The organism is Leptolyngbya sp. PL-A3, from assembly GCF_039962325.1.
In the GTDB taxonomy this organism is placed as follows: Bacteria; Cyanobacteriota; Cyanobacteriia; order Elainellales; family Elainellaceae; genus Vacuolonema.
The window spans coordinates 358,965-381,805 of record NZ_JAMPLB010000002.1; the positions used below are offsets into that span (position 1 = coordinate 358,965).

The following is a 22,841-nucleotide window of genomic DNA, read 5'->3' on the forward strand; positions in this document are numbered from 1 at the left end:
CCGATGAGCCAGGTGGGTTATGGGCCTTTGTGCCCACAGGATTTCTGCTAAGCCTAGCGCCGTGGTACATCTCAGGAGAGAATGGTGAAGATCTGTAACTGTGACCCCATCCATTCCACTGAGGCAGCACCGTGTATTACTACTATTCCCCTCCTTACTTTCTCCTTCTAGCCGGGTTGTTTGCGGGCATAACATCGGGTGTGGCGTTTGAAGCAACCCTGAAGCAAGCAGTACATGATTGGTCGAAGAACAGATCCACCCGTACCCTGGCAAACCTTCAGGGGCTACAACTGTTCACGCCGTTTTTTGGTATTTGCGGGGGTATTTGTTTTTTCCTGTCAGCGGGAATGCAAATCTTTGGCTTTAATAGCACGATTGCCTATGCGATGGCGGTACCCATGACCCTATTTATTGGTGTGCTGGTGTGGTATCAACTGGGTCAAGTTCTGAAGCAATTAGAAAAGGGTGGTTCTAAAGCTCTGGATCTGGATTCTTTCATCTAGAGCCCGCTTTATAAAGTCGTTTTTTGCGAGTTTTGCTCACGAAAAAACGGCCTTCCAATTCAAAACTCCATAAAAGAAGAGGACGGTAGGAAACACCGTCCTCTTCTTTTATCGGGTTAATTCTTCTCGCTCACCAATTGCTGACAGATACTCACAGGTTGGCGCGATCGCATCGCCTCCACCAAGGGTTCATACACATCCTGCGCCTCCTGTAAGAGCGTTTTGGCTTGTAGGATGGCCCATCGCTCCTTCTGAGTGGCTTCGCTGGCTGGCCGCTTCAACACATTGAAGAGAAGTTGGATTTGTTCGCGATCGCCTGCTCCTCCCTCAGCACTGCCGTAGGTGAGAGTTTCCGCGGCGATTCCCGCCATCCAAACAATGCAGTAGCGATCGATTAAGGTGCTGGAAAGCTTGCCTTGGTTCAGTTCTGCATCCAGTTCCGTTGTGTCGAATTGGACGCCGCCGTTGCCTGGTTGCCCTAACCGGAAGGCTTCCCAGGCCGTAAGGGTATAGCCTGTGACGGGAATACCCACTTTTTGGGCGACCAGCAGGTGGCCAGCTTCGTGGTGGAGGATGCGATCGCGATGCTCTGCCGAAAACTGGGCGATCCAGTCCAATAGCAGGGTGCTACCCCGGTTTTGCCAGCCCAGGGTGTCGAGGGCCGCCAGGCCCATGATGCCGGCAACGGTGACTGCCGGAACGACGGGAGACAGATGAATCAATGGCCCCAGTAAGCTTGTCATCACCACGACAAACACCCCAATGGCAATCAGATTGAAGGAGAGTTGATTCATGGTGCGGCAGGCGACGGTTGGGGCGCAGGGGCAGATGGGCGAATTTGGTGAGCTTTGTAGAAGGTTTCGAGGCTGTTGCGATCGCCTACAAAACGCCAATGCCAGGGTTCATAACTAACCCCCTGAGAGTTATCGCGGGGAAACGATAACTCAAAACTGTAACGGGCCGCGTTGGCTTCGAGCCAACGGAATGCTGGAGTCGATTCAAAGGTCAGCTCCAGATTAGTTTCAGAGCGCGTTCCATCCCCAATATCTATGGCATAGCCCGTGTGGTGTTCGCTATATCCAGGCGGAGCACTCACGGAAGCTCGCTCCACAGGGCGCTGACCCATTTCCGCTTTGCGTTCAAAGAATATTTCAGTTTGATCGTCCAGAGAGCGAAACCCCGAAAGAGGCACCAGAATCACCCGCTCTGCCCGAGCGGCCTGAATCATGGCGGTAAAGCGATCAGCAGCGGCAGTACGCAGCTTAACTTCACCATCCTGAGTGATGGCTTTGAGACTGTTAGCGGGGGCCTCGGCGTAGGGCAGGTGACCCAACAGACCATCTGTCATGGGCGGTGGTGTCAGGTCAGCCGCTACAACGGGACTGGGTGAAGGGGTCGCTACTGAGGTGGCTGGTTGCCCAGAGCGCCAGGCTAGCAATGACGCTAGCCCCAGGGCAATGGCCATGCCGATCGCAACCCCGCCTAAAAATTTCCAGCTCCGGCGAGTCGGGAAGATAGCCCAGCTAGAAGCGGCTTCTGGAGATGACGCAACAGACAACCCATCTCTCTGAGCCATCGGAATGTCATCCAGAGGTATTCCTGGCGGGGTCTGTTCTTCGGGGAGTCCGGCTTGGTTTACCACACGCAATTCCTCTCTGCCATGTATCTGGTTCGCCACTCATACCATGGGTTCTGTTCTTAACTTGTGGCTGGTTGTTCTAGATAGGATGTTCCGCCTCCCATCCACAATAACCAACCACAGGCGTGAAACATATCCATGCAACGGTATCAGGCACCCAAGATCCTATGTCAAAACCCACAAAATAGCCGAGCTTCTATAATTTCTCGGCAACAATCTACATGCGATTGTAAACTGTGCCTGGCCGACTCCGACTATAACCTTCTCCTAATTTCTGCAGGATTAGTGATTGTGTGTGGCAGGTAAAATTTGCTCTGCACAAAATCTTCCGTTTAGTGGCAAAAGAAAATTGTCAAGCTTTACCCCAAGTTTTCCCTCCGCCCTGATGAAGCTGAGCAGGTACTAAACTTCACCCTATGGTCAACTCCCTGGGAATGTCTCTGCTACACCTCTACATGCCACTGGTAGGATGGGTTGGCCTTGGGTGGATGTGTGGGCGTTTGCTGCCCCTTCAAATTCCGTATCTGCTGGGCAAGTATTTGTTCTGGTGCGGGGTGCCCCTTAGCGTCATTGGCTTTTTATACCAGGCAGATTTGTCGGGACCGGTATGGCTGGCGTCTCTGGTGGCCTGGGGAGGTATTTCAACAGGCTTGCCGCTGATGTGGTCATGGATTCAGTGGCAAATACATCGTGGGTCTTTATCACCTCCGTTGCAACGACTTCAGCAACCCAAAACCCAGGCCAGTCTATTGCTGGTAGCCACGCTGGGCAATACTGGTTACCTGGGCTATCCCGTCATTCTGGCTTTGGTAGGCGCTCCTTATTTTGGGTGGGCGATTTTTTATGACATGGCCACGATTGTAGTTGGAGCCTATGGCATAGGGGTATTGTTGGCCTCTCGGCTAGGGCAAGCACACCGTACCTTGGCGCAAGCCGTACAGGCCATCGTCATCAATCCAACCCTCTGGAGCTGTTTTGTAGGGATGGCGTTGCGATCGCTCACCCTTCCCTCCGCTCTCGTCTCCATACTCCAGGCGATCGCCTGGAGTAGCGTTGTCTTAGCCCTGCTTCTCATTGGCATGCGCCTTAGCCAGTTAGCCACCTGGAATCATGTCCGACTGGTTTCTGTAAGCCTGGGGATCAAGCTCTTGCTGTTGCCCTTGACCATGGGGATACTGTTGTCTCTGCTGGGGTTCGATGGTGCACCACGATTAGTAATGGTTCTCCAGGCAGCTATGCCCCCAGCTTTTTCAACTCTCGTTCTGGCGGAAAACTTTGAACTGGATCGGGAGACAACGGTTACTGCCCTGGCTTTGGGCTCTGTTGCGCTCCTGATCACCTTGCCTGTCTGGGTCTGGTTGTTTCCGGTTTAAGCAATTTCCTATCTAGTGGTCTGTCAATGTTCAAGTATGGGGTTACCCCACACTTGAACATGAGATTTGAGGAGTTTTTGAGGGGGTGCATTCCACTTTTGCAATTTGGAAACCCACTTTTGTAAGTGAAGCGGGCTTCGCCCGCTTCACTTACAAAACCTCAGTTCGGGATAAGCTGAAGTGCTCATTTTGGCGTGCGCGAAGCGCACGCCAAAATGGGCGTTTTCAAGTGCCGCGCAACGCGCGGCACTTGAAAACGCCCTTAACCCGAACTCAGGTTACAAAAGTGGGATGCACCCTTTTGACAGAGCACTAGTACGCTGAGGCGTAAATATATAACCTATTTTTCTGTGGGGGTGCGAAGCACCCCCACAGAAAAATAGGTTACGGACTTAGGCCGTAGCCTACTAGTGTGGTCCTCAAAAACGACCTGAACCGAAACTCAACTGGCGAAGCCATAAGTCGGTGGGAGACGCTTTCACGGATAATGGAAAACGCCAATGGCAGGTTGCCCCGGAATCGAAGAGACCCTATGAACTATCTGATTGCTGTGTTGCCCGACCGCACGCAGGCCGAAGCGGCATATTCAGCCCTTGAAGCTGACCAATTTCCCATGGACGGTGTCAGTATCTTGGGCAACGGCTACAAGTCTGCGGATGAATTTGGCTTTTTAGATCCTCAAGAAACTGCCCGTAAACAAGCAAAATTCATGAGCTTCTGGCTGGTGCCCTTTGGATTTATTGGAGGCTTTGCTTTCAATGCGTCTACCCAATTCATCCTGTTTCCCTGGGCCGGTATGATCGGCAATCACCTGATTGGTGCATTGCTTGGGGCCGTTGCCGGAGCCATGGGTAGTTTCTTTATCGGCGGCGGGACGGGCTTATTGTTTGGCAACAATGACGATAATGAGTCTTTGCCTATCCGCAAGCGCCTGAATGAAGGCAAATATATTCTCGTGGTTAAAGGGGCACCCAATTTCACGAACCGGGCGAACCGCCTGCTGAAGCCCTTGAAGCCCGAAACAATTCAGAATTATGTCGATCCGACAGCGTAGTGGCCGGTCAAGCATCGGTTGAGGAGGCTTTGTCTCCTTTCAAGAAACACACCTGTTTCTTTCATATTTCACTGGATGGAATCGTGAAACGGTTCCATCTAATGAGGAGCTCAAATGATGCTTGGCTGTTTTTCCCTCTTCCCTTTCCCTACGGAGATCCCACCATGTCTACCCTTCCTCAATCCCTCGATGACGCGATCGCCCAGGCCCGTAAAGCTACCCAGGCGGCTCTGGATGATGGCTTGACTCGGCTCCAGGTAGAATTGGCGTTTTCAGAACTCAAGATTATGCTTCTGGCAGAGCAGTTTGTACAGGAGTTTGAATCCCTGGGGCCAGCGTTTCGAGTGTTTTTCAGCGATCCAGGGTCGGCGGCTCTGGCCCGGAGAGATTGGGGTGAGAAGCCTTTCCCAATCCGGGGCATTGGCGAGTTAAAGGCGGAGATTCAACCGGAAGAGCAGCTCTTTTTGTTTATTGAGCCATCCTCGGTGGAGGTTAACCAGGTGGAAGCACTCTGCAATCAGGCAGGAGAGCGGCCTGTCGTGTTTCTGAACCCCAAATTAGAGGATGTTGCTACCTTAGGAATTGGTTATGCGGGGCGGCAATTGCGCGATCGCTTCCTCAACACTCTAGAATCTTGCTATCATCTGCGCCCCCTTCAAGGAGGTGCTGTATACCGCTGCTACCCTGGCCTTTGGCAGGTTTGGATGGAGCAGGATGGTGATTACAAACTGGTTGCAGAGCAAGCCCAACGGCCTAATGGGGAGCAAATCGAGGCCATTTTCCTGAAGGCCAGTGGTCAGGCTCCTCCAGAGGCCGCTGTAGTAGCTCCGCGCCGTGGATTTTTCTCCAATTTGAAAGGATTCTTACGGGCTTTAAATCAATAGGTTTTGGGCTCGGAATAACCCGATTGCTTCAAGTAGCCTGTACGCAAAGGAGAGAGGCGGGACGTCGTCCCGCCTCTCTCCTTTGCGTACAGGCTGCCTGGTGATGAGTTTATTCTGACTGCTCAGCTGACGTGCCACTGGGAACGCAGGACGCAGGAGGTATCCCCGTCGATCTCTTGCTTCCCTGGTGGGACTTAACATAGGGGCAATATTGTGGTAATTCTACAAAAAAATAAATGCTAGCTCATGTCAAACTTTACGGTTTCTTGAGGAGCCTTTCATATAAACTATGCATCTTCGCTAGGGGATCAAAGGGCATAATAAAAACAGTTAATCTTATGCCGGATCTTGTCACTCTACCCGGTCGTGCCTCTTATTTTTGATTTCGTTGGCCGCCGCCTATCAGGGCTTTCGTTACTTCTTCATTGTGGCTGCCGGCGTGTCTTAGGATTACCGCCTTACAGACTTCGAAGAGTTCGGCATGTTCTTGAATCGCAATCTGTTACCTGAGTTCGAGGAATCGTCGTGATCGGAAGTCGTCGCATTTTTATCGGAGATGTGCATGGGCACCATAGTGGCTTGATGGCCCTGCTAGATTCGATCGCCCTTTCTCCCGATGACCAGCTCTACTTCCTGGGCGATCTGATTGATCGCGGCCCAGAGAGTGCGGCGGTGGTTAACTTTGTTTACAGCAATGGGTTTCCTTGCTTGCTGGGTAACCACGAGCAAATGCTGATTGAAGCTTTTCCGGGTGACGCCATCGACCACTCTGCCCTGCAAGCCTGGCTCTACAGTGGTGGCCAAACCACTGTTATGAGCTACGACAAAGCCAACCAGCTTCTATTAGAACACCTGGAGTGGATGCGTTCTTTGCCGACTCATATGGATTTGGGTGACATTTGGCTGGCTCATGCCGGTGTACATCCCGATATCCCGATTGAGAAGCAAACCCCCCATGAATACTGCTGGATTCGGGATGAATTTCACAGTATGAAACAGCCTTATTTCAAAGACAAAGTGATTATTACGGGGCACACGATTACGTTTACGCTGCCCGACGTGCCACCCGGGGCGATCGCGAAAGGACATGGCTGGCTTGGCATTGATACGGGGGTTTACCATCCCCGCAGTGGCTGGCTCACTGCTCTCGATATGACCAACCAGAAGGTCTACCAGGTAAACGTTTTTGCCAAAAATACCGTACGGGTTCTGCCTCTGTCCGAAGCGTGTGTCGAAGTGAACCCTGAACAAATTATCCCTCGCAGGCGCAAAATGTATCAGGCACAAGATACTGAGACAAACGTCAGCGTCCTATAGCGGTTCAACAAACTGGGAGACGAGACGGGTACATCCCACTTTTGCAGATTGAAAACCCAGTTTTGTTAATGTGGCGGGCTTCGCCCGCCACATTAACAAAACTGGGATGCACCCGACGAGCCCTCGTACTCAAGTCTCGTCTCAAGTGTGTGGGTGGTGGTTGTGAGAGAAGTGCTTAGCACCCCTCTCACAACCACCACCCACACGTCTATAACTGAGGCGAGCCTTAAGTTAGTTTCAGGCTCTCCTCGCAGTTCCAGTGAATGTGAGCCTAATCAGCTCGTTCACCCAATAGGAGGTCAAATAGTAGATGAGATGTGTGAAAGGGGTATGAAGCGCCTCTTTCACACATCTCATCTACATGTCAGAACATGACCTGATTTTGGTGTAAGAGAGGTGCAAGGTGCGAGTATATGAGGATGAAGAGCAAGCTGTAGAGACAAATCGGGATAAAACCTGATTCAATAGAGGACAGATTTGTCAAGGGCGATCGCTACATCAGGCAGTACATGGTAAGAAAAAGTGCAGGATTACTGATGTACCGCTGGTACGAGGGAGACATACAGGTTCTGTTGGTTCATCACGGTGGTCCTTTTTGGGTCAAAAAAGAACTGGCTGCCTGGTCCATTCCCAAAGGCGAGTACCTGGATGATGAGACTCCCTTTGATGCGGCTCAACGGGAATTTCGCGAGGAGACCGGATTTGTCGCTACAGGTCAGTTTTTAGAATTAACCGAAGTAAAACAGGCCAGTGGTAAACGGGTCAAAGCCTGGGCGTTTGAAGGAAATTGGGATCCATCTCAACTGCACAGCAATACCTTCACTATTGAATATCCTCCTCATTCAGGAAAATTGCAAACTTTTCCTGAGGTGGATCGGGCTGCCTGGTTCGACCTGGATGAGGCCCGCCGTCGGATTGTTAAGGGGCAAGTACCCTTGCTGGATGAATTGATGCTGCTTCTCTCTTCTCAACCAAACTATTCCAGCTAAGGAGATTTCTGAGAAACAATATCCCCATTATTTGGAAAAAAGGCGCGGCGAAGCCGCGCCTTTTTTCCAAATAATGGGGAAGTTCTTATCTGGAAATCTCCTAAAGTACGTTGAATTTTTTACTGTAAAAGTGTTTGTGCAATACTCTAATATCCTCAGGACTTACGCAAGCCCGCTATCCGTAGCGCATTTGTGCTGTGGGTGGGGTGCTTCGCACCCCACCCACAGCACAAATGCGTAAGCCCTGATCCTGTCGGGCTATTTACGAGCTTAAATTCACCTTCGAGACTGCTCCCTGCCCTGTGTGCAGTTGAATGGTAATAACCTGAGCTTGCATCAGGGAACTGTCCGCAGGCGGGGTGCCCGTTCCTGGGTTAACCGCATAGGCAGGGGAGCAGGCCGCACTCACGCTCAGGCGCAGAGCACTACCGACTGGAAGGCTCATGCAAGTTGATTGCAGAGAAATCTGGATAGGGATGATGGCGTGAGGGGTAGCAGTTTCTATTCGGATGTATCCCTGGGAAAAGGCCAAAACTCGGCCGTCGGGCTTGACCTCAGAGAGTACCGCGCACAGGTCGAAACTCGAGGCATCAGTGGCGCACATCAGTTCAACAGACAGATCGCCAGCCAGAGTCAGCGGAGCTTCGAGGCATGGAGTGGTGTAAGTGAGCACATCCGTACGAGTGTCTAAGGAGGCCCGATCGCCCACTCCCGCCGGTACTGTAGCATGACCTCCCAACACGGGAACTGGTCGCCAGGGATCATGCACCAGAGTATCGATCGCCGCAGGTATCTCCTGGGCTGTGTTGGTGGGAATCAATATGCCGTGGCGATCGCCCATGGCTGCTAACCCATCGCTCCCCAACCAAAATTCCTGAATGCTTCCCTCGGGATAAGCTGAAAAATTACGCCACTGATAACTTCCCAAATCAAAGAAACAAACGGGATTTGCATTTCCAATCCCAGTATTTTTCCCCTTCAGGAAATGATCGAACCAGCGAATTTGCAGCTCATCAATCGGGGAACTGGCTTCGGGGCCATAATCCATAACTCCGGCTCGACGGCCCCAAGGTAAATGCGCCCATGGCCCCACCCAGAGGTGTTGAGGATACTGACTGCGGGAGGCGATCGCCCGATATAGCCTCATCGTTCCCCTCAAATAGGTATCGAACCAGCCACCGATGTGCAGCATCGGCAAATCTACATCCTTCAGGATGTATGTGGGGGATAGGGTTTTCCAATACTCGGCCTGGGGGTCTGGGTTATGTAACCAGTCGTGGTAAAAAGAATGCGGCTCTAAGCGCTCCAGCAACTCGGAGCGTGGGCACACGGGATCACGCAAGTCAGGATTGCGGGCGGCTGCATAGAGAGTTTTGTAAGTGTCGGCATCTCCAGCCCGACGAGCCGTTTCAGCAGCTAGCTGAATGGCCCAGCCCAGGTTGAGTTGATAGCAAAACGCACCTCCTTCATAAGCCCAATCGGCATACAGGTCATAAGCCACCATAGCCGGACAAATGGTTTTCAGAGCGGGAGGCTTAGACGCAGCCGCATACAGTTGGGTCATACCCTGGTAGGAAAACCCATACATGCCAACTTCGCCTGTGCTGCCTGGTAAGTGGGCTGCCCATTGCACCGCATCGTACCCATCTGCAACCTCATCGGCAAACAGCCGAAACTCGCCTGCTGAGCTTCCCCGCCCCCGCACATCTTGAATCACCACAATATAGCCCTGAGCTGCGTACCAGGAGGGATGGGCGTAGACGACAGTGGAGGCGATCGCCCGCCCATAGGGCTGTCGCATCAACAACACCGGGTACTCCCCCGGCACATCGGGGTAATACACATCGGCATCGAGACGAGTGCGATCGCGCGTCTCCATCGAGAGGGTTTGTTTGGGCATAGGGCAGAGCAACGAAGACAGCAAGGAGGAATTAGAAGGCAAAAATTGCCTTCTAATTCCTCCTTGCTCTATTACCCCAAACTATCCACTCGCCGCAACACAGCCAGATCCCCCTCATCCAATTCAACGGGAATGCCGCTACGGATCAGTTCGGCAAAATCTTCGTTGGGCACCATGATGCACAGTGCGTAGAGCCGATCAGAGCCTGTGTTCTCGATCTCGTGAATTCCAGTAGGGGGGACCAGGATGCTGTCTCCCGCCCGGATGTTGACGACGCGGCCATCGCAGCGAGCAACGCCTTCGCCCTTGAGCACAAAGAACATTTCTACTGCCCATTGATGGCGGTTGGGGGGTGTTTTGCCACCCACGTCGAAAATTTCGACACAGTAGGTGAGTGACATATTCGCAGAGGTGGGATCAAAGACGATCGCCAACCGATTCGTATCTTGGGGGCTGATGCGGAATGCCTGATAGTCTTGCGGCGTTTTAATAATTGGGATAACACAGCTTTCCTGGTGTAGGCTTTCGGTCGCGCTCATGATAGGAGTCCTCCCGGTGAAGTAGTAGGTGGTACCGAATCTGTAGACCGAGCAGAGGGATGAAGGGAATCTAGCCTTTCACCGCATCAAAAATCAGGGAAGAGCGTGTGACGAATCCGAAGCACTGATTCACGTTGTAGATGGTGGCGTCCCAGCAAAAGCTTGGGGAGGTCGTAGCCGTGCAATCGGAGATAAGAATGCAATCGTAGCCTAGAAAATTAGCATCCTGCAGAGTGGCCATCACACACTGGTCGACATTTACCCCAGTAAAGAATAAAGTGGTGCGGCCTAAAGTTTTGAGAATGCTGTCGAGCGGAGTATCCCAGAAACCGCTCATCCGGTATTTATCGACCCGAACATCTTCAGGTTTCTGCTCTAACTCATCAACTACAGCCGCGGCCCAGCTGTCTTTTTGTAAAACCGGAGCCTGGTTTTTCGGTAGCGGGTCTCCCAAGCCGACCCCATCCCCGGTGGGGTTATAAACGTGACGAGTGGCCGCGCTGAGGTTCATCAGGTCGGGGCGGTTTCCCCAGTTGACCCAGATGATGGGAACCTGGAGCGATCGCATCACTGGCAACAATGCCTGCAATGGCCCGATGGGGTTGCGAGCAGGGCTGACATCGACTCCGATGTGCGATAACCAACCATCGGGATGGCAAAAATCGTTTTGCATGTCAATGACGACCACAGCCGCTTTGGCCAGGTCAAGCCGTAACGTTTTGGTATCGGTCGCCAGGGTGACAATGTGCGGCTCCAAACCGGGTCGTGTTAAATCAGCAGTTTTGGCATCGACATACCAGGCTGTAGGAGGCACGCCCAGCGTCCGTAAGGGAGCATTCATATCAGTAGTCATACAACACAGCAACACGGGTACTATTAAGTCAAAGCGGGCTTGAATTCCGTATGCAAAAGCACGGGTGATCCGGCAAGTGGATCGCTTCCCGGCTTTATCACAAAGCCAGGAAGCGGATCGATTTATGGGTTACTCACACCCGATTCATCACCGCAGTAGGCGATCAAGTCAATTTCCACATCCCCAAATCCAGCCAGAGCTGTGACCCCAACCGTCGTGCGACCGGGCAGACGCCCTGGGTCGAAATAGGAGCGATAGATGGCATTAACCGTGTCAAAAAAACGGAAGTCGGTGACAAAAATCCGCGCCATTACAATTTGGTTGAAGCTGCTGCCACTGTGTTCTAACACCAACTTGAGATTCTCCATCACACGAGTTGTTTGCTCATCAATGGGCCCCCGGACGACCTGACCTGTAGCAGGATCTTCTGCCAGTTGTCCGGTTACGAATAGCAGGTCACCAGCCCTGACAGCATGACAGTAGGGCGCAACCGTAGGCAGTACGCTATCCGGAAGGGTAATGTATTGCAGCACAAACGTCTCCTAAAACGATCCACAGTCAATTCATAGTCGAGTTGAGTATGGAGGACAGTCCACAGGAGTACAATCCAACGTTACAGAAGCTTTACAAACCGGTAGGAATTATTCTGTGAGTACGACAATTCAGCAGGTGCTGGTTCCGGATAGCGATGGGTATCAAACAGTCGATGTGCAGATTGAGGGGGACTCAATTGTTGCGATCGCTCCCCACCTCCCCCCGCTTGGAACCCTGGTAGACGGTTCCCAAAAGCTTCTGTTACCTGGCTTTATCAATGCCCATACCCATTCTTCGGAGATGTGGCAACGGGGGCTAATCGCTCCCCTACCGCTGGAATTGTGGTTAGCAGAACTTTATGACGCCTGTGCCGGAATAACCCCAGAACATATTTACCTGAGTGCCTTAGGCACAGCGGTGGAAACCCTCCTATCGGGAGGCACAACAGTCGTCGATCACCTTGCGATTCCGCCGGGGCAAGAAGTGGAATCGGTGGCAGCAGCTGTGCGGGCCTACCGTGAAGTGGGTATGCGAGCCTTTGTAGGGCCGCTGATTCAAGACTCCGATCTGCCGGCCAGTGTCCCGTCTGGCGGAATTCCTCGTACTATCGCTCCCTATCACCGAACGACAGAATCAATTGTGGCCTTAATGGAGCAGCTCGTTGAGCAGTTCCACCGGCCTGAAGAAGGGATTCATATCATGGTCGCGCCAACGGGCTTGCAACTCTGTTCGGATGCGTTGATCGAGAACTGTGTGGAATTGAGCGATCGCCACCAACTCTGCCGTCATACTCACCTGCTTGAAACCAAAGCCCAACAAATGCTAGCCCAGGAGAAGTATGGGTACTCAGCTGTAGAGCACTTGAAACACCTCGGCTTCCTGGGGCCGCGTACATCTCTGGCTCACTGCGTCTGGCTCACCGATGACGACATCGCGTTAATGGCCGCAACTCAGTCCACTGCGGTTCATAACCCCCTCAGTAACCTGCGCCTGGGTAGTGGAATTGCTCCTGTGTTAAAGCTGCGGCAGGCGGGAGCCAATGTTAGCTTCGGCTGCGATGGCTCAGCCAGCAACGATGCTCAGGATATGCTAGAGGTCATCAAAATCGGCTCAACGCTGCACACTATTACCGAGTTCGACTATCGGCACTGGATCAGCCCTCGCGAGGCTATTCAAATGGCATCCCTGGGAGGGGCGATAGGTCTGGGGTTGGCTGACCAGCTAGGAACGCTGGAAGTGGGGAAAAAGGCAGATTTGGTGCTCTATGATTTGACTCGCCTCTCGCTGCTTCCCCGCACTGACCCGATTGGCCTCCTGGTGTTGGGGCGTCCGACTCAAGCGGTGGAGCGGGTGTGGGTACAGGGCAAACCCGTAGTAGAAGACGGTCAGGTTACGACGGTTGATATGGCTCAACTGCGTCAGGAGCTTTGGCAACAGAGTCAGTGGGAAACGGGCCCATCCGCTTACCGGGCCAGTATGGAGTCTCATTATCGGCAAGTGATGGGTTTGAAGGCTGGTTAATCCGCAGCGGAACTATTGATGCTGCATAGGATGGGGCGCGTGCTGGTTGGGGCAGTGAATTTTTGAGAGGCCGCGCGGAGTATGGCCTCTCAAAAATTCACTGCCTAGTTCTGAGCGTATAGTCTCGTGGACTCCTGTTGAGTGTGGTGTGTACAACACATTACACTCAAGAAAAAGGTATAGGTGCTTTAACGTAATGGAACTCAGGTGTATGGAGTTAAGTCTATGCTATCTAGGTAATGATCCCTATTCGTAACATTCCGTTATCTGCAACAATAAGGCAGATGCTAGTTGCTGGCCGCTGGTTTTCTTGATGATAACCATACACACGCACCGAACCCTGGGGCCGACGAATGGCCAGCCTGCCCATTAGACACGGTTTGGTCACCTAAATTAGGAACGCTCGCCCGTGAAGGTTTTTGTTTACCACACCCCTGAACAGATTCCGAGCCAGTCTGTCCCAGATTGTGCGATCGCCGTTGATGTCCTGCGAGCGACAACAACCATGGCTACAGCCCTCTCTGCTGGGGCCGAGGCTGTCCAGGTTTTTAGTGACTTGGATGAGTTGATGCAGGTCAGTGAAAGTTGGCAACCTGAGAAACGGTTACGAGCTGGAGAACGAGGCGGTTCGAAGGTAGAAGGGTTTGACTTCGGCAACTCTCCGTTGCAATGTACTCCCGAAGTCGTTGGCGGGCGGCGGTTGTTTATCAGCACAACGAATGGTACCCGTGCCCTTACCAGTGTACGGGCCGCCAAAGTGGTTCTCGCAGCTTCCTTGATCAATCGCAACGCTGCTGTTAATTTCCTCAAAACTCATGCCCCCGAGACAATTTGGATTGTTGGCTCCGGTTGGGAAGGGGCGTATTCGTTAGAAGACACGGTTTGCGCTGGGGCTATTCTTCAAGGTCTGGCAGACCTGCTGGAGCTTCCAGCAGAATCTCTGGCTGGCAATGATGAGGCGATCGCTGCTACTGCTCTCTATGGCACCTGGCAAAATCGGCTTCTGGATTTATTGCGCCACGCCAGTCACGGCCAGCGTTTGCTACGCCTCAACAATCATGAAGATCTGGCCTACTGTGCTCAGACTGACATCCTTGATGTGTTGCCCATTCAGCGGGAGCCTGGGGTGCTGGTGAATCATGTGAGCTTGGTGTCCGTGTCTTAGAGCGATCGTTAACTTTGAATGAAAGAGTGTAGAGCCAAAGGCTCTACACTCTTTTTGTTACGAATGCAGCTTGTGCTGTTCCACGGTGATGGAACAGATTTCATTCCCGTCTGGATGCTTATGAGGGACGAAATCGGGAGCTGGGTCTTAATGTGGCAGCGCCCTGAAGAAACTGATAGACCACATAGCTAGAGGCGATCGCCGCAAAAAAGCACCACACCGAAATAAATCCCTGCTCAAAGAAGCGAGATGTTGCTAGCAGCGTCCCTAGCACGAGCCATCCCATTCCTGAGACAACTGAGTTACGGGTCAGGAGTAGAGGTGTCAGAATAGTTGCGATATAGAGCACGCGACCCCAATAGCCCAATAGCGGGTGATCAATGAGAGTTTTGAGTGCGTAGTCGAGTGTCTGCTGGCGGATGCTGAGGGTTAACCAATCGGGATGAAACCATAAAGGCACAAGCAGATAGGTGCCGTACAGTGCTCCTACCCAGGCCATGCCTTGCCAAAGCCGACGCATCTGGGGTCGCTTTTCTAGCTGAGATGCCATAAGCGGTATCCAGCAAAGCCAAAACCCGTGGGAGAAAAAGGCAAATCCTATAGCCGCGCGGCTTACAAGCGCTGGATTATCGGTTCCCAGCCCCACCCAGACTAACCCTTCAATACCTTGCTGAAGACCAAAAGCCAGAGGGAATGTGGCGAGGGGAAGATAATGGCGATCGCCCTTCCAGGCCTTCTGAATACACCAAACTCCTGCTGGTATCAGGACCGAACTCACTGTAAAACTTGCTGTGGCAGAAAAACACATACCTGTAAATCCCCTCACATGAAATGGCTCTCGAGAAAGAGTTAAGCCTTGATTGCGAAAACCTTTCTTTTCATAAGGCCGTTGAACAGCTGTCGTATGAGGGACTGTTTTAAAGGTTTTTTTGGTGCTTCGAGCGTAGAAAACCAACCTTATAAAACAGTCCTTAGAACGAATGGCAATTTAATGAGCTTGCCGCAATGCTTCAATCTCAGATCCACAAATGGTATGTAAGTTGCGGGTAATTTTCTCAATGTCCCAATCCCACCAGCGGATGTCTAAGAGGGCTGTAATAGTAGTGTCATCAAATCGTTTGCGAATTTCCTTTGCAGGATTGCCGCCTACCACCGTATAGGGGGGTACTGAGCGCGTCACGACCGAATGGGTTGCAACAATCGCTCCATCCCCTACTTCAACCCCGGGCATAAAGGTTGCGCCGTACCCAATCCACACATCATTGCCAATGACTGTATTGCCCTTATTGGGCCAGCTATTTGGCATCGCTTTTTCCCATCCCTCACCAAATACAGGAAATGGATAATTCGTAAACCAATCTGTACGATGGTTGCCACCATTCATAATGAATTTCACATCAGAAGCAATGGAACAGAACTTGCCAATGATTAGTTGATCACCAACAAAATCAAATAAATAGAGAACATTTTTCTCAAAGTTCTCAGGATTCTCAAAATCATCGTAATAGGTGTAGTCACCGACAATAATTTGTGGATTGGTAATAATATTTTTCAAATAAACCAATCGGCTTGTACTGGCAATTGGGTGTTTGGTGTCGGGGGAGGGGCCGTACATGTCAAAATCCTAAATAGTTTTGGGAAGGTGGAGTGAGTGTAGCCCATCCACCTTTTCAAAACCATTTCACAAGTTACATAGAAACGCTATCAAGCACTCATCTCAATTAAGTTTAGAATCTGAACTGCTGTGCTACCTGTTAAGCGTGCCACACAGCAGTTTGGATTCCAGGTGTAATGATAACTACCGACTTACAACGCTTTTCAAGCCCTTAAAATCTAGTTGTTTTTGTGAGAGCTGCGCTCCGCGCGGTTCTCACAAAAACAACCGTAGCTAATTTAAGCGCAAAGCGCTGTAGAAGTAGCAAAACTCGGTAGTGGATGCAGATCCGCTTAAAACACGACCCATTGCCACAGAAAAAAACTAATCATGCCCACCACGATGGTGAGTAGCAAATTCCGGGTGAACCATCCCGTTGCAAAAGCCGCGATCGCCCCTACCAATCGCGCATTCGCCAATCCAATTTCCAGAGTATCGCCGGAAGGCATCAGCACGGCCGGAACAACGATCGCCGTTAACACCACAGGTGGCACATAACGCAACGCATTCAATAGCGGTTGGGACAGGTGAATACGACCACTCATGGCAAACATGCTATAGCGGATGGCAAAGGTGACCAGGGCCATACCGGAGATGAGGAGAAATTCAGTCATGGTTTTTAGGGAAGGGGGATAGCAGTTTAAAGACTTGAAGATTTGTCGCGGAGCGCATTTTCGCTCCATAGCCCAACCGTGATGCCGACCAGTGACGCAAGCATTAAGCCAACCTTATGGGGCCAGGAGTAGGTGAGGAGGGCTGTGATACCCGCAACCGTCACGGCAAGGCCCATGGGTCGCGTTTTCAAGTAGGGAATGATCATGCCGATAAAGGTAACGGACATGGCAAAGTCTAAGCCCCAATTTGCGGCATTGGGGATACGCTGGCCAACGGCAATGCCGATGCAGGTCCAGACTTGCCAGTTGACATACATCAGTAGCGCCGCCCCCAGGTAATACCAATGGGCTAAGGGGTTGCGCTGATTGGTTTCGTAGCGGCGAATGGCGATCGCAAACGCTTCATCCGTCAACCAGAATCCCATCGCTAATTTCCAGTGCTGAGGCAAATGCTTCACATGGGGCACCAGGCTCATGCTGTAGAGTAAGTGGCGTAGATTTACCACAAAGGTTGTCAATACAATCAGCGGCCAAGCCGTACCCGCCGCAACCATGCCAATGGCGATAAATTGCGATGAACCTGCAAAAACGACGGCAGAGAGGGCGATCGCCCCAGCCACCGATACACCGCTGCTTAAAGCCAGCGTGCCAAAAATAATGCCGAAGGGAATGGCCCCGACTACCAGAGGAATAATGTCACGGGCACCCGCCAGAAACTCAGAAACGGGTGTGAGACGGGATAGACGCATGCTTTCCTGCATAGAACAGCCCTGTGGGGGTGTAGAGGTAGCCCACGGTTGTTAGCTTAAGGAAGGCAGACGGGAAAATTCTTGTACGTTTTTGCAGCCGCGTTGATATTGGCCAGGAGTGACCCCAAAAATGCGTTTGAAGTGGCGGTTCAGGTGGCTCTGGTCTGTAAAGCCGCTATCAATAGCCACTTGAACGAGCGGCACTCCATGAGCGATGAGCCGTTTGGCGTAGTAAAGGCGGAGTTGATTTTGGTAAGCATGGGGCGGCAGCCCAAACTGAGCCCGAAAGGTGCGCAATAGGCGGAAGGGTTGCATCTGGGCGAAAGCGGCAAGGTCATCTAGAGAAACGCTCTCGTTCAGATGGGTGGCCAGGTAGTCGCGCACCTGGGCCATCCGTTGGGGGTCGGGGCTGATGGAGCGAGGAATGGGGCGATCGCTCCCATAGCGCGCGATCAACTGAGCCAGCACCCACAATAGCCGCGATTCCCATTCCAACTGCGAAGCACCCTGTTCCAATGCTTGATGCACGCCCGATAATTCTCGGACTAATACAGGGTCATGGATCACAGGGTTGGGGAAATAAGGGAGGGTGACCGGATGTCCTGCCAACTGGTTAGCAACTTCTCCGAGAACGGAGGCGTCCGGGTAGAACATGCGATACGTCCACCCACTGGCTTCAGCGGCGTGCCCTGTATGAACTTCACCCGGATGAATCAGCGCAATACTACCGGCTGGAGCGACATAGGAGGCCCCACGATACTGGAACCCTTCTTGCCCACGCTCAATTACTCCCAACGCATAACCATCGTGGGTGTGGCGAGCAAAGGAGTGGGTAATGTAGGTCGCCCGCAGTAGTTCAACCTGGGGTAACAACGGGTCTTTCCAAAACTTGACAGATTCTTTGTGGGAGCGATCGGCCACAACGGTGAGGGGCTAAAAGGGCATGGAAATGCGGTTAGTGTACCTTGCTCCTGCCGTTCAGACCATCCTTCAGTCGGGCGAGGATCGCTCCATATTTATGAAAGGAAAAGGGGTGCGAGGCACCCCTTTTCCTTTCATCGTCAGGCTCCCTGCAATTCTTCCAGGCGAGCCAACACTTCAGCGCTGTGAATAGCAGGATTGACTCCGAGGAATCGGGCACGGAGGATGCCATCGGGGTCAATTATGTAGGTGTGGCGGAGCGATCGCCCCGTCAGGTAAGACCCATAGGCTTTGCTCACCGCCCCTGTCGTGTCTGCCAGTAAGGGAAAACGCAACCCTTCGGAGTCGCAGAAGTCGCTATGGGAGGTGACATCATCGGTGCTAATGCCCACGATCTTTGTGTTGCGCTCCAAATACTTTGGCAAATCCTTCTGAAAGCGCCGAGCCTCTAGAGTGCAACCGGAGGTAAAGTCTTGGGGATAAAAATAGGCGACTAGCCAGCTTCCCCGATAATCGCTGAGGGAAATATCTTGGGCTCCCTGGTTACTGGGCAGAGTGAAGGTTGGTGCGGGCTGCTCAAGAGCAGGCTGCTCTCCCCCCAAAGCCAGAGCCGACGGCATCGGCAACCAGACGGCGAGCATTAGTAAGGCTGCTCCCAGAAAAACTATGCATCTACGGATATTCATACCAGCTCCATCATGCTTAGAAGTCAGGCAGTCACACGCGAACAATCACAGCGGCGGGACATGCCAAAGTTTACATAGCTTTACATTACTAGAATTACCAGGTTTTTCAGGCGTAAAGGTCTGTAAGCCCCCATTCAGCAACGCCTCCTCACGAGAACACGTTGGATACCGTTGGCACAAAGATAAAAAAAGTGTTTAAAGACAAAAAAATAAGACCACTGCATCTAAGATGTAGTGGTTCTATCTTGGTTATTTTTAAGTACCCCCAGGGGAATTCGAATCCCCGTCGCCTCCGTGAAAGGGAGGTGTCCTAGGCCTCTAGACGATGGGGGCTAGCGGCTCAGTGCGTCTCGCACCTCAACTTTATATAGATTACCACTAAATGTTGCAGGTTTTGCCAAGTCTTACAGGAATAAGTAATTTACTTTCTAAATAAAAGGGCGTCTTTTAAAGAATAAAAAAATAGCCTGCCTTGAAAAAGGCAGGCTATTTTTTAAGTACCCCCAGGGGAATTCGAATCCCCGTCGCCTCCGTGAAAGGGAGGTGTCCTAGGCCTCTAGACGATGGGGGCCTGTCGCTCACCGCGTTTCGCGTTTCGCTTGACCTTTATTAAGGTAGCGAAAACAGCAGCAACTTGTCAACACTTTTTGGCCCAGAGAATGCAATTTTTTGTGGCAGCCTGAGTTCTGCTGATTTTTGTGCGATTTTTGCTGGAGGGTTACAGGCAAGCCCTTACCTGCAACCCTCCAGCAAAAAGGCACAGAGATGAGCTGTGAGATACGTGAAACTACTCAGCTATCTCTCAGATCAGTGCTGAGACAATGAGCTTTCGCGGGAACAGGAGTTGTGGTTGCATTGCCAGCACTGGAGCATCAGGGGATCGATGACTCGGTAGTAATGAAAGTGCCCGCTCTGCCGACAGGCGATCGCTTTCACATCCCTAAGGAGTCGGAGATGCCGCGACACATTGGCCTGCTTAAAGCCAGTGCGATCGCAAATCTCCTGCACGTTTAACTCCTCGCTGCCGATTACATCCAGAATGCGCAGGCGAGTCGGTTCTGAGAGAACCCGAAATCGCTCAGCCATTTGTTCCAAACGAGCCAGTTGTGTCGAGGTTTGCATATGTTTTCAAACCCCTCGAAGGGTCATGCCTGAGTTGAATGCTTGAATTATGACGCTCAAATGTGAGGATCTTGGGGGGATGCTAGAAAACCTCAGTTCGGGTTAAGAGCTTTTTCGAGTGCCGCGCTTCGCGCGGCACTCGAAAAAGCCCATTATTGCGTGCGCGTCGCGCACGCAATAATGGGCGGTTCGGCTTATCCCGAACTGACGTTAGAAAGGGTGTCCTCGGGTCATCGCACCACGTGCTCAGAACCCAGAAGTGTATTGTTTAAGCCACGCTCCTCAAAAAAATGGCGTGCGCAAAATGCACGCCAAGATTGGGCATCTGGGCTTCTCCCAAATTGAGGTTATGTAAATTCTGTGTTTGCCAGGTGAGAGCCTATTAAGCCAGGAACAACTGGCTCAGGAGGAAGGCGATCGCCCCGCTTCCTAGCGGCACTGTCAGGTTATCTACCCCAAATTTTGAGCAAGACTCCAGGATCGTGGCGGCGATCGCGACTAACCCCGCAACTACCCAGATGGGCTCCTGTGTGGGTAACGCAGATAGCACCGTCCCTGCGACCATAAAACTAATTAGAAACATGGCTGCCGTACCTTCCCAACTCTTCTTCATGCCCCAGATTTGGTAAGGATGCCGGCCCCAAGTTTGCCCTATCAGGGCAGCAAGGCCATCCCCCCAGGCCATCACCAAAATGCCAAGCACGGCGAAATGGGGCAGACTCGACCAGAACAGGCCGATAAGTGATGCAAAACTCAGCGTGTAAAAGAAAGTGCCCAGGCTCTGACGCCCTACACTGTTAATGCCCGGTAGGATGGGAAGCCAGTATGAGAGAAGCGTCACTCCACTAAATAGCAGCGATGCGCTAACCCCCAGCCACGCTGGAATTTGCAACCACCAGGCCAGCAAAATCACATTGCCAATGCCGATGTGAACAATTTTGCGCACCACCTCTGAGTCTGCTAGGCCCAGTTGTCCTACCATCTCTGCTAGCAGAATAACACCGCCAACCCACCCGCCCAGGATGACGAGCTTTTGCCAAAATAGCAGCGTTGCTCCAGCTTCTAGCAATGTGCGTTCCACCCCTCTTCATGACTGTCGAGATTTTACCGGGTTTCGTCCCTAAAGTCGTTTCTATAAAGATGGATTCCTCTCTAACGGGGTAATTTCATGCCTCCAATTTTTATTCGGTATACTGCAAACAATGCCCCTCCGCCTGGATAAATTGCTATGGCTTTCTCAACCCCCAGCATCGAGTTCTTTGATGGGTTGCCTGAGACATTGAGTGATGTAAGTTTGCGGCGCGATCGCAACACCGGCACCCACATCCTTGTGCTGAGTTTTGAGCAACTTCAAGCTTTAGAACGCTTCAATAGCTTCACACGCCAATTTAATCAAAGTGTCCGCCTCACAGATGAGGAAGGTAACATTAGCCTCACTCCCTCGTCGCTTCAGGTTGTCTATGGTGGCAGTGAAGGCGACGACCTCCAGCGAGTCGAATGCCGCATCGAAATCGACCAGGAGGAGCATTGGGAACGCTTGATGCGCTTTCTTTACCGCTATGCCGAAGCGAATGGGCTGGAGTATGGGGAACCCGGAAATTGAGCTTCATGATTCCTATCTTTGAAAGAGGGTGAGTGCTCAGCACCCACCCTCTTTCAACTATTCAAGTGATTGTTCTGAATAGGATGAGTTTTAGGTAACCTGAGTTCGGGTTAAGGGCGTTTTCGAGTGCCGCGCGTTGCGCGGCACTCGAAAACGCTCATTTTGGCGTGCGCTTTGCGCACGCCAAAATGAGCACTTCAGCTTAACTCGAACTGAGGTTAGGTAGAATCGAATGCCGAATACCTTGATAATGAAATAGTTTAAGTTTCGTATCATTTAGGCTGGCATCCCATCATGAAGATTGCAGTTACCGGAGCCACCGGATTCGTTGGCACACGCCTGGTGGAACGGCTTCAGGAAGAAGGCCATAGCGTATTAGTGTTGACCCGTGATGCAGTTCGGGGGCGACGCGTGTTTCCAGAGTCTGCGTTTCCTAAGGTTGAGGTGGTGGCTTATACACCCCTGGAGTCGGGAGAGTGGCAGGGGGCGATCGCCGGATGCGATGGCGTGGTGAATCTGGCAGGTGCTCCGATCGCAGAGAGCCGTTGGACTCCTGAACGCAAAAAAGAAATTTTGGATAGCCGCAATATTGGGACGCAGAAAATTGTGGAGGCGATCGCCCAGGCGAATCCGAAACCTTCTGTCCTGGTCAATTCGTCAGCGATCGGTTTCTATGGCAGCAGCGAAACCGCTACCTTTGATGAGACGAGTGCCAATGGCGATGATTTTCTGGCTCAGGTATGCCGCGAATGGGAGGCGGAAGCCCAGAAGGTGCAGGAGAGTGGTACGCGTCTGGTCATCCTCCGCACCGGTATTGTGCTGGGTATGGGTGGGGCGATCGAAAAAATGTTGTTGCCCTTCAAGCTCTTTGCTGGTGGTCCTATTGGTTCGGGCCGTCAGTGGTTCTCCTGGATTCACCGAGATGATTTGGTCAATTTGATTCTTGCTGCTCTCACAAATTCTCAGATGAATGGGGTCTTTAATGCCACGGCTCCTAACCCGGTACGGATGACAGAATTTACTCAGGTGATGGGGCAGGTGATGCATCGTCCCTCCTGGTTGCCGGTACCAGCGATCGCCCTGGAAGTGCTCCTGGGTGATGCGGCCCACGTCGTTCTTGAAGGGCAACAAGTACTTCCCAAACGCACCCAGGATAGTGGTTTCCGCTATCGATATGAAACGGTGAAACCTGCTTTAGAAGAAGTTTTGAAATAACTTGCA

24 protein-coding genes and 2 tRNA genes are annotated in these 22,841 nt (G+C 52.0%); 10 read left to right on the forward strand and 16 right to left on the reverse strand.

Annotated features, from left to right (window positions below; genetic code table 11):
• The first annotated feature begins 131 nt into the window (after nucleotides 1-131).
• Nucleotides 132-503 (forward strand): hypothetical protein, encoded by a 372-nt coding sequence (locus NDI52_RS03265; RefSeq protein ID WP_190775107.1) that lies wholly within the window; start codon nucleotides 132-134, stop codon nucleotides 501-503.
• Between the two features lie 116 nt (nucleotides 504-619).
• Here NDI52_RS03265 and NDI52_RS03270 read toward each other — a convergent pair whose 3' ends face one another.
• Together NDI52_RS03270 and NDI52_RS03275 are read right to left on the reverse strand one after the other, a co-directional pair.
• A complete protein-coding gene (locus NDI52_RS03270; protein ID WP_190775106.1) occupies nucleotides 620-1,297 on the reverse strand; it encodes an ATP-dependent Zn protease in 678 nt (225 codons plus the stop codon).
• Complete coding sequence (locus NDI52_RS03275) at nucleotides 1,294-2,145, reverse strand: M15 family metallopeptidase (protein WP_347280028.1); 852 nt, start codon at nucleotides 2,143-2,145, stop codon at nucleotides 1,294-1,296. The genes NDI52_RS03270 and NDI52_RS03275 overlap by 4 nt, the downstream gene beginning before the upstream one ends.
• Nucleotides 2,146-2,558: 413 nt before the next feature.
• On the opposite strand from NDI52_RS03275, the gene NDI52_RS03280 reads away from it, so the two are divergent.
• From NDI52_RS03280 to NDI52_RS03300, 5 genes are all read left to right on the forward strand, one after another.
• The gene (locus NDI52_RS03280; RefSeq protein WP_199307745.1) at nucleotides 2,559-3,515 is read left to right on the forward strand and encodes an AEC family transporter; all 957 of its coding nucleotides are present in this window, start codon (nucleotides 2,559-2,561) and stop codon (nucleotides 3,513-3,515) included.
• A gap of 532 nt (nucleotides 3,516-4,047) precedes the next feature.
• Nucleotides 4,048-4,569 (forward strand): hypothetical protein, encoded by a 522-nt coding sequence (locus NDI52_RS03285; protein ID WP_190769806.1) that lies wholly within the window; start codon nucleotides 4,048-4,050, stop codon nucleotides 4,567-4,569.
• 164 nt (nucleotides 4,570-4,733) lie between these two features.
• Nucleotides 4,734-5,453, forward strand: a complete 720-nt coding sequence (locus NDI52_RS03290) for a DUF1995 family protein (protein WP_190769805.1) — start codon at nucleotides 4,734-4,736, stop codon at nucleotides 5,451-5,453.
• Between the two features lie 519 nt (nucleotides 5,454-5,972).
• Nucleotides 5,973-6,770 (forward strand): metallophosphoesterase family protein, encoded by a 798-nt coding sequence (locus NDI52_RS03295; RefSeq protein ID WP_347280029.1) that lies wholly within the window; start codon nucleotides 5,973-5,975, stop codon nucleotides 6,768-6,770.
• Between the two features lie 509 nt (nucleotides 6,771-7,279).
• Complete coding sequence (locus NDI52_RS03300; RefSeq protein ID WP_190769804.1) at nucleotides 7,280-7,759, forward strand: NUDIX domain-containing protein; 480 nt, start codon at nucleotides 7,280-7,282, stop codon at nucleotides 7,757-7,759.
• A 262-nt stretch (nucleotides 7,760-8,021) separates the two neighbouring features.
• On the opposite strand, the gene NDI52_RS03305 is transcribed toward NDI52_RS03300, so the two are convergent.
• The 4 genes from NDI52_RS03305 to NDI52_RS03320 all read right to left on the reverse strand — a co-directional run bounded on the left by NDI52_RS03305 (nucleotide 8,022) and on the right by NDI52_RS03320 (nucleotide 11,584).
• Entirely contained in the window at nucleotides 8,022-9,659 is a 1,638-nt protein-coding gene (locus NDI52_RS03305; RefSeq protein WP_206758207.1) for a CocE/NonD family hydrolase, read from the reverse strand.
• 71 nt (nucleotides 9,660-9,730) lie between these two features.
• Complete coding sequence (locus NDI52_RS03310) at nucleotides 9,731-10,198, reverse strand: cupin domain-containing protein (RefSeq protein WP_190775063.1); 468 nt, start codon at nucleotides 10,196-10,198, stop codon at nucleotides 9,731-9,733.
• A 70-nt stretch (nucleotides 10,199-10,268) separates the two neighbouring features.
• Entirely contained in the window at nucleotides 10,269-11,039 is a 771-nt protein-coding gene (locus tag NDI52_RS03315) for a cysteine hydrolase family protein (protein WP_190775091.1), read from the reverse strand.
• 134 nt (nucleotides 11,040-11,173) lie between these two features.
• A complete protein-coding gene (locus NDI52_RS03320) occupies nucleotides 11,174-11,584 on the reverse strand; it encodes a Rid family hydrolase (RefSeq protein WP_190775064.1) in 411 nt (136 codons plus the stop codon).
• A gap of 115 nt (nucleotides 11,585-11,699) precedes the next feature.
• Between NDI52_RS03320 and NDI52_RS03325 the strand changes: the two genes are divergently transcribed.
• Complete coding sequence (locus NDI52_RS03325; protein WP_190775065.1) at nucleotides 11,700-13,106, forward strand: amidohydrolase family protein; 1,407 nt, start codon at nucleotides 11,700-11,702, stop codon at nucleotides 13,104-13,106.
• Nucleotides 13,107-13,515: 409 nt separating this feature from the next.
• On the forward strand, nucleotides 13,516-14,271 hold the full coding sequence (locus NDI52_RS03330; RefSeq protein WP_190775066.1) for a 2-phosphosulfolactate phosphatase family protein: 756 nt from the start codon (nucleotides 13,516-13,518) through the stop codon (nucleotides 14,269-14,271).
• A gap of 118 nt (nucleotides 14,272-14,389) precedes the next feature.
• On the opposite strand, the gene NDI52_RS03335 is transcribed toward NDI52_RS03330, so the two are convergent.
• The 10 genes from NDI52_RS03335 to NDI52_RS03380 form a co-directional block, all read right to left on the reverse strand.
• Nucleotides 14,390-15,079 (reverse strand): DUF6629 family protein, encoded by a 690-nt coding sequence (locus NDI52_RS03335; RefSeq protein WP_347280020.1) that lies wholly within the window; start codon nucleotides 15,077-15,079, stop codon nucleotides 14,390-14,392.
• Between the two features lie 180 nt (nucleotides 15,080-15,259).
• Complete coding sequence (locus NDI52_RS03340) at nucleotides 15,260-15,886, reverse strand: CatB-related O-acetyltransferase (RefSeq protein ID WP_190775068.1); 627 nt, start codon at nucleotides 15,884-15,886, stop codon at nucleotides 15,260-15,262.
• Between the two features lie 332 nt (nucleotides 15,887-16,218).
• Entirely contained in the window at nucleotides 16,219-16,539 is a 321-nt protein-coding gene (locus tag NDI52_RS03345) for an AzlD domain-containing protein (RefSeq protein WP_190775069.1), read from the reverse strand.
• A 26-nt stretch (nucleotides 16,540-16,565) separates the two neighbouring features.
• Entirely contained in the window at nucleotides 16,566-17,300 is a 735-nt protein-coding gene (locus NDI52_RS03350; protein WP_242045996.1) for an AzlC family ABC transporter permease, read from the reverse strand.
• A gap of 39 nt (nucleotides 17,301-17,339) precedes the next feature.
• Nucleotides 17,340-18,209, reverse strand: coding sequence for an AraC family ligand binding domain-containing protein (locus NDI52_RS03355; RefSeq protein ID WP_190775070.1), 870 nt, complete (start codon nucleotides 18,207-18,209; stop codon nucleotides 17,340-17,342).
• 140 nt (nucleotides 18,210-18,349) lie between these two features.
• The gene (locus tag NDI52_RS03360; protein WP_190775071.1) at nucleotides 18,350-18,895 is read right to left on the reverse strand and encodes a peroxiredoxin; all 546 of its coding nucleotides are present in this window, start codon (nucleotides 18,893-18,895) and stop codon (nucleotides 18,350-18,352) included.
• Nucleotides 18,896-19,155: 260 nt separating this feature from the next.
• Nucleotides 19,156-19,228 (reverse strand) — tRNA-Glu (locus NDI52_RS03365).
• A gap of 165 nt (nucleotides 19,229-19,393) precedes the next feature.
• A tRNA-Glu gene (locus tag NDI52_RS03370) sits at nucleotides 19,394-19,466 on the reverse strand.
• Between the two features lie 236 nt (nucleotides 19,467-19,702).
• A complete protein-coding gene (locus NDI52_RS03375; protein WP_190775072.1) occupies nucleotides 19,703-20,017 on the reverse strand; it encodes a metalloregulator ArsR/SmtB family transcription factor in 315 nt (104 codons plus the stop codon).
• 382 nt (nucleotides 20,018-20,399) lie between these two features.
• A complete protein-coding gene (locus NDI52_RS03380; protein WP_190775073.1) occupies nucleotides 20,400-21,098 on the reverse strand; it encodes a phosphatidate cytidylyltransferase in 699 nt (232 codons plus the stop codon).
• A gap of 147 nt (nucleotides 21,099-21,245) precedes the next feature.
• Here NDI52_RS03380 and psb28 point away from each other — a divergent pair, with 147 nt between their 5' ends.
• Both psb28 and NDI52_RS03390 read left to right on the forward strand, forming a co-directional pair.
• Entirely contained in the window at nucleotides 21,246-21,620 is a 375-nt protein-coding gene (gene psb28 / locus NDI52_RS03385; protein WP_190775074.1) for a photosystem II reaction center protein Psb28, read from the forward strand.
• A 294-nt stretch (nucleotides 21,621-21,914) separates the two neighbouring features.
• Entirely contained in the window at nucleotides 21,915-22,835 is a 921-nt protein-coding gene (locus NDI52_RS03390) for a TIGR01777 family oxidoreductase (RefSeq protein ID WP_190775075.1), read from the forward strand.
• Nucleotides 22,836-22,841 lie beyond the last annotated feature (6 nt).

What these genes read in the sequence shown, in the direction of transcription:
- NDI52_RS03270 (WP_190775106.1), bottom strand. Translation starts at nt 1,297, where the DNA reads ATGAATCAACTCTCCTTCAATCTGATTGCCATTGGGGTGTTTGTCGTG.
- NDI52_RS03280 (WP_199307745.1), top strand. Translation starts at nt 2,559, where the DNA reads ATGGTCAACTCCCTGGGAATGTCTCTGCTACACCTCTACATGCCACTG.
- NDI52_RS03285 (WP_190769806.1), top strand. Translation starts at nt 4,048, where the DNA reads ATGAACTATCTGATTGCTGTGTTGCCCGACCGCACGCAGGCCGAAGCG.
- NDI52_RS03290 (WP_190769805.1), top strand. Translation starts at nt 4,734, where the DNA reads ATGTCTACCCTTCCTCAATCCCTCGATGACGCGATCGCCCAGGCCCGT.
- NDI52_RS03300 (WP_190769804.1), top strand. Translation starts at nt 7,280, where the DNA reads ATGGTAAGAAAAAGTGCAGGATTACTGATGTACCGCTGGTACGAGGGA.
- NDI52_RS03305 (WP_206758207.1), bottom strand. Translation starts at nt 9,659, where the DNA reads ATGCCCAAACAAACCCTCTCGATGGAGACGCGCGATCGCACTCGTCTC.
- NDI52_RS03310 (WP_190775063.1), bottom strand. Translation starts at nt 10,198, where the DNA reads ATGAGCGCGACCGAAAGCCTACACCAGGAAAGCTGTGTTATCCCAATT.
- NDI52_RS03315 (WP_190775091.1), bottom strand. Translation starts at nt 11,039, where the DNA reads ATGAATGCTCCCTTACGGACGCTGGGCGTGCCTCCTACAGCCTGGTAT.
- NDI52_RS03335 (WP_347280020.1), bottom strand. Translation starts at nt 15,079, where the DNA reads ATGTGTTTTTCTGCCACAGCAAGTTTTACAGTGAGTTCGGTCCTGATA.
- NDI52_RS03340 (WP_190775068.1), bottom strand. Translation starts at nt 15,886, where the DNA reads ATGTACGGCCCCTCCCCCGACACCAAACACCCAATTGCCAGTACAAGC.
- NDI52_RS03345 (WP_190775069.1), bottom strand. Translation starts at nt 16,539, where the DNA reads ATGACTGAATTTCTCCTCATCTCCGGTATGGCCCTGGTCACCTTTGCC.
- NDI52_RS03350 (WP_242045996.1), bottom strand. Translation starts at nt 17,300, where the DNA reads ATGCAGGAAAGCATGCGTCTATCCCGTCTCACACCCGTTTCTGAGTTT.
- NDI52_RS03360 (WP_190775071.1), bottom strand. Translation starts at nt 18,895, where the DNA reads ATGAATATCCGTAGATGCATAGTTTTTCTGGGAGCAGCCTTACTAATG.
- NDI52_RS03375 (WP_190775072.1), bottom strand. Translation starts at nt 20,017, where the DNA reads ATGCAAACCTCGACACAACTGGCTCGTTTGGAACAAATGGCTGAGCGA.
- psb28 (WP_190775074.1), top strand. Translation starts at nt 21,246, where the DNA reads ATGGCTTTCTCAACCCCCAGCATCGAGTTCTTTGATGGGTTGCCTGAG.
- NDI52_RS03390 (WP_190775075.1), top strand. Translation starts at nt 21,915, where the DNA reads ATGAAGATTGCAGTTACCGGAGCCACCGGATTCGTTGGCACACGCCTG.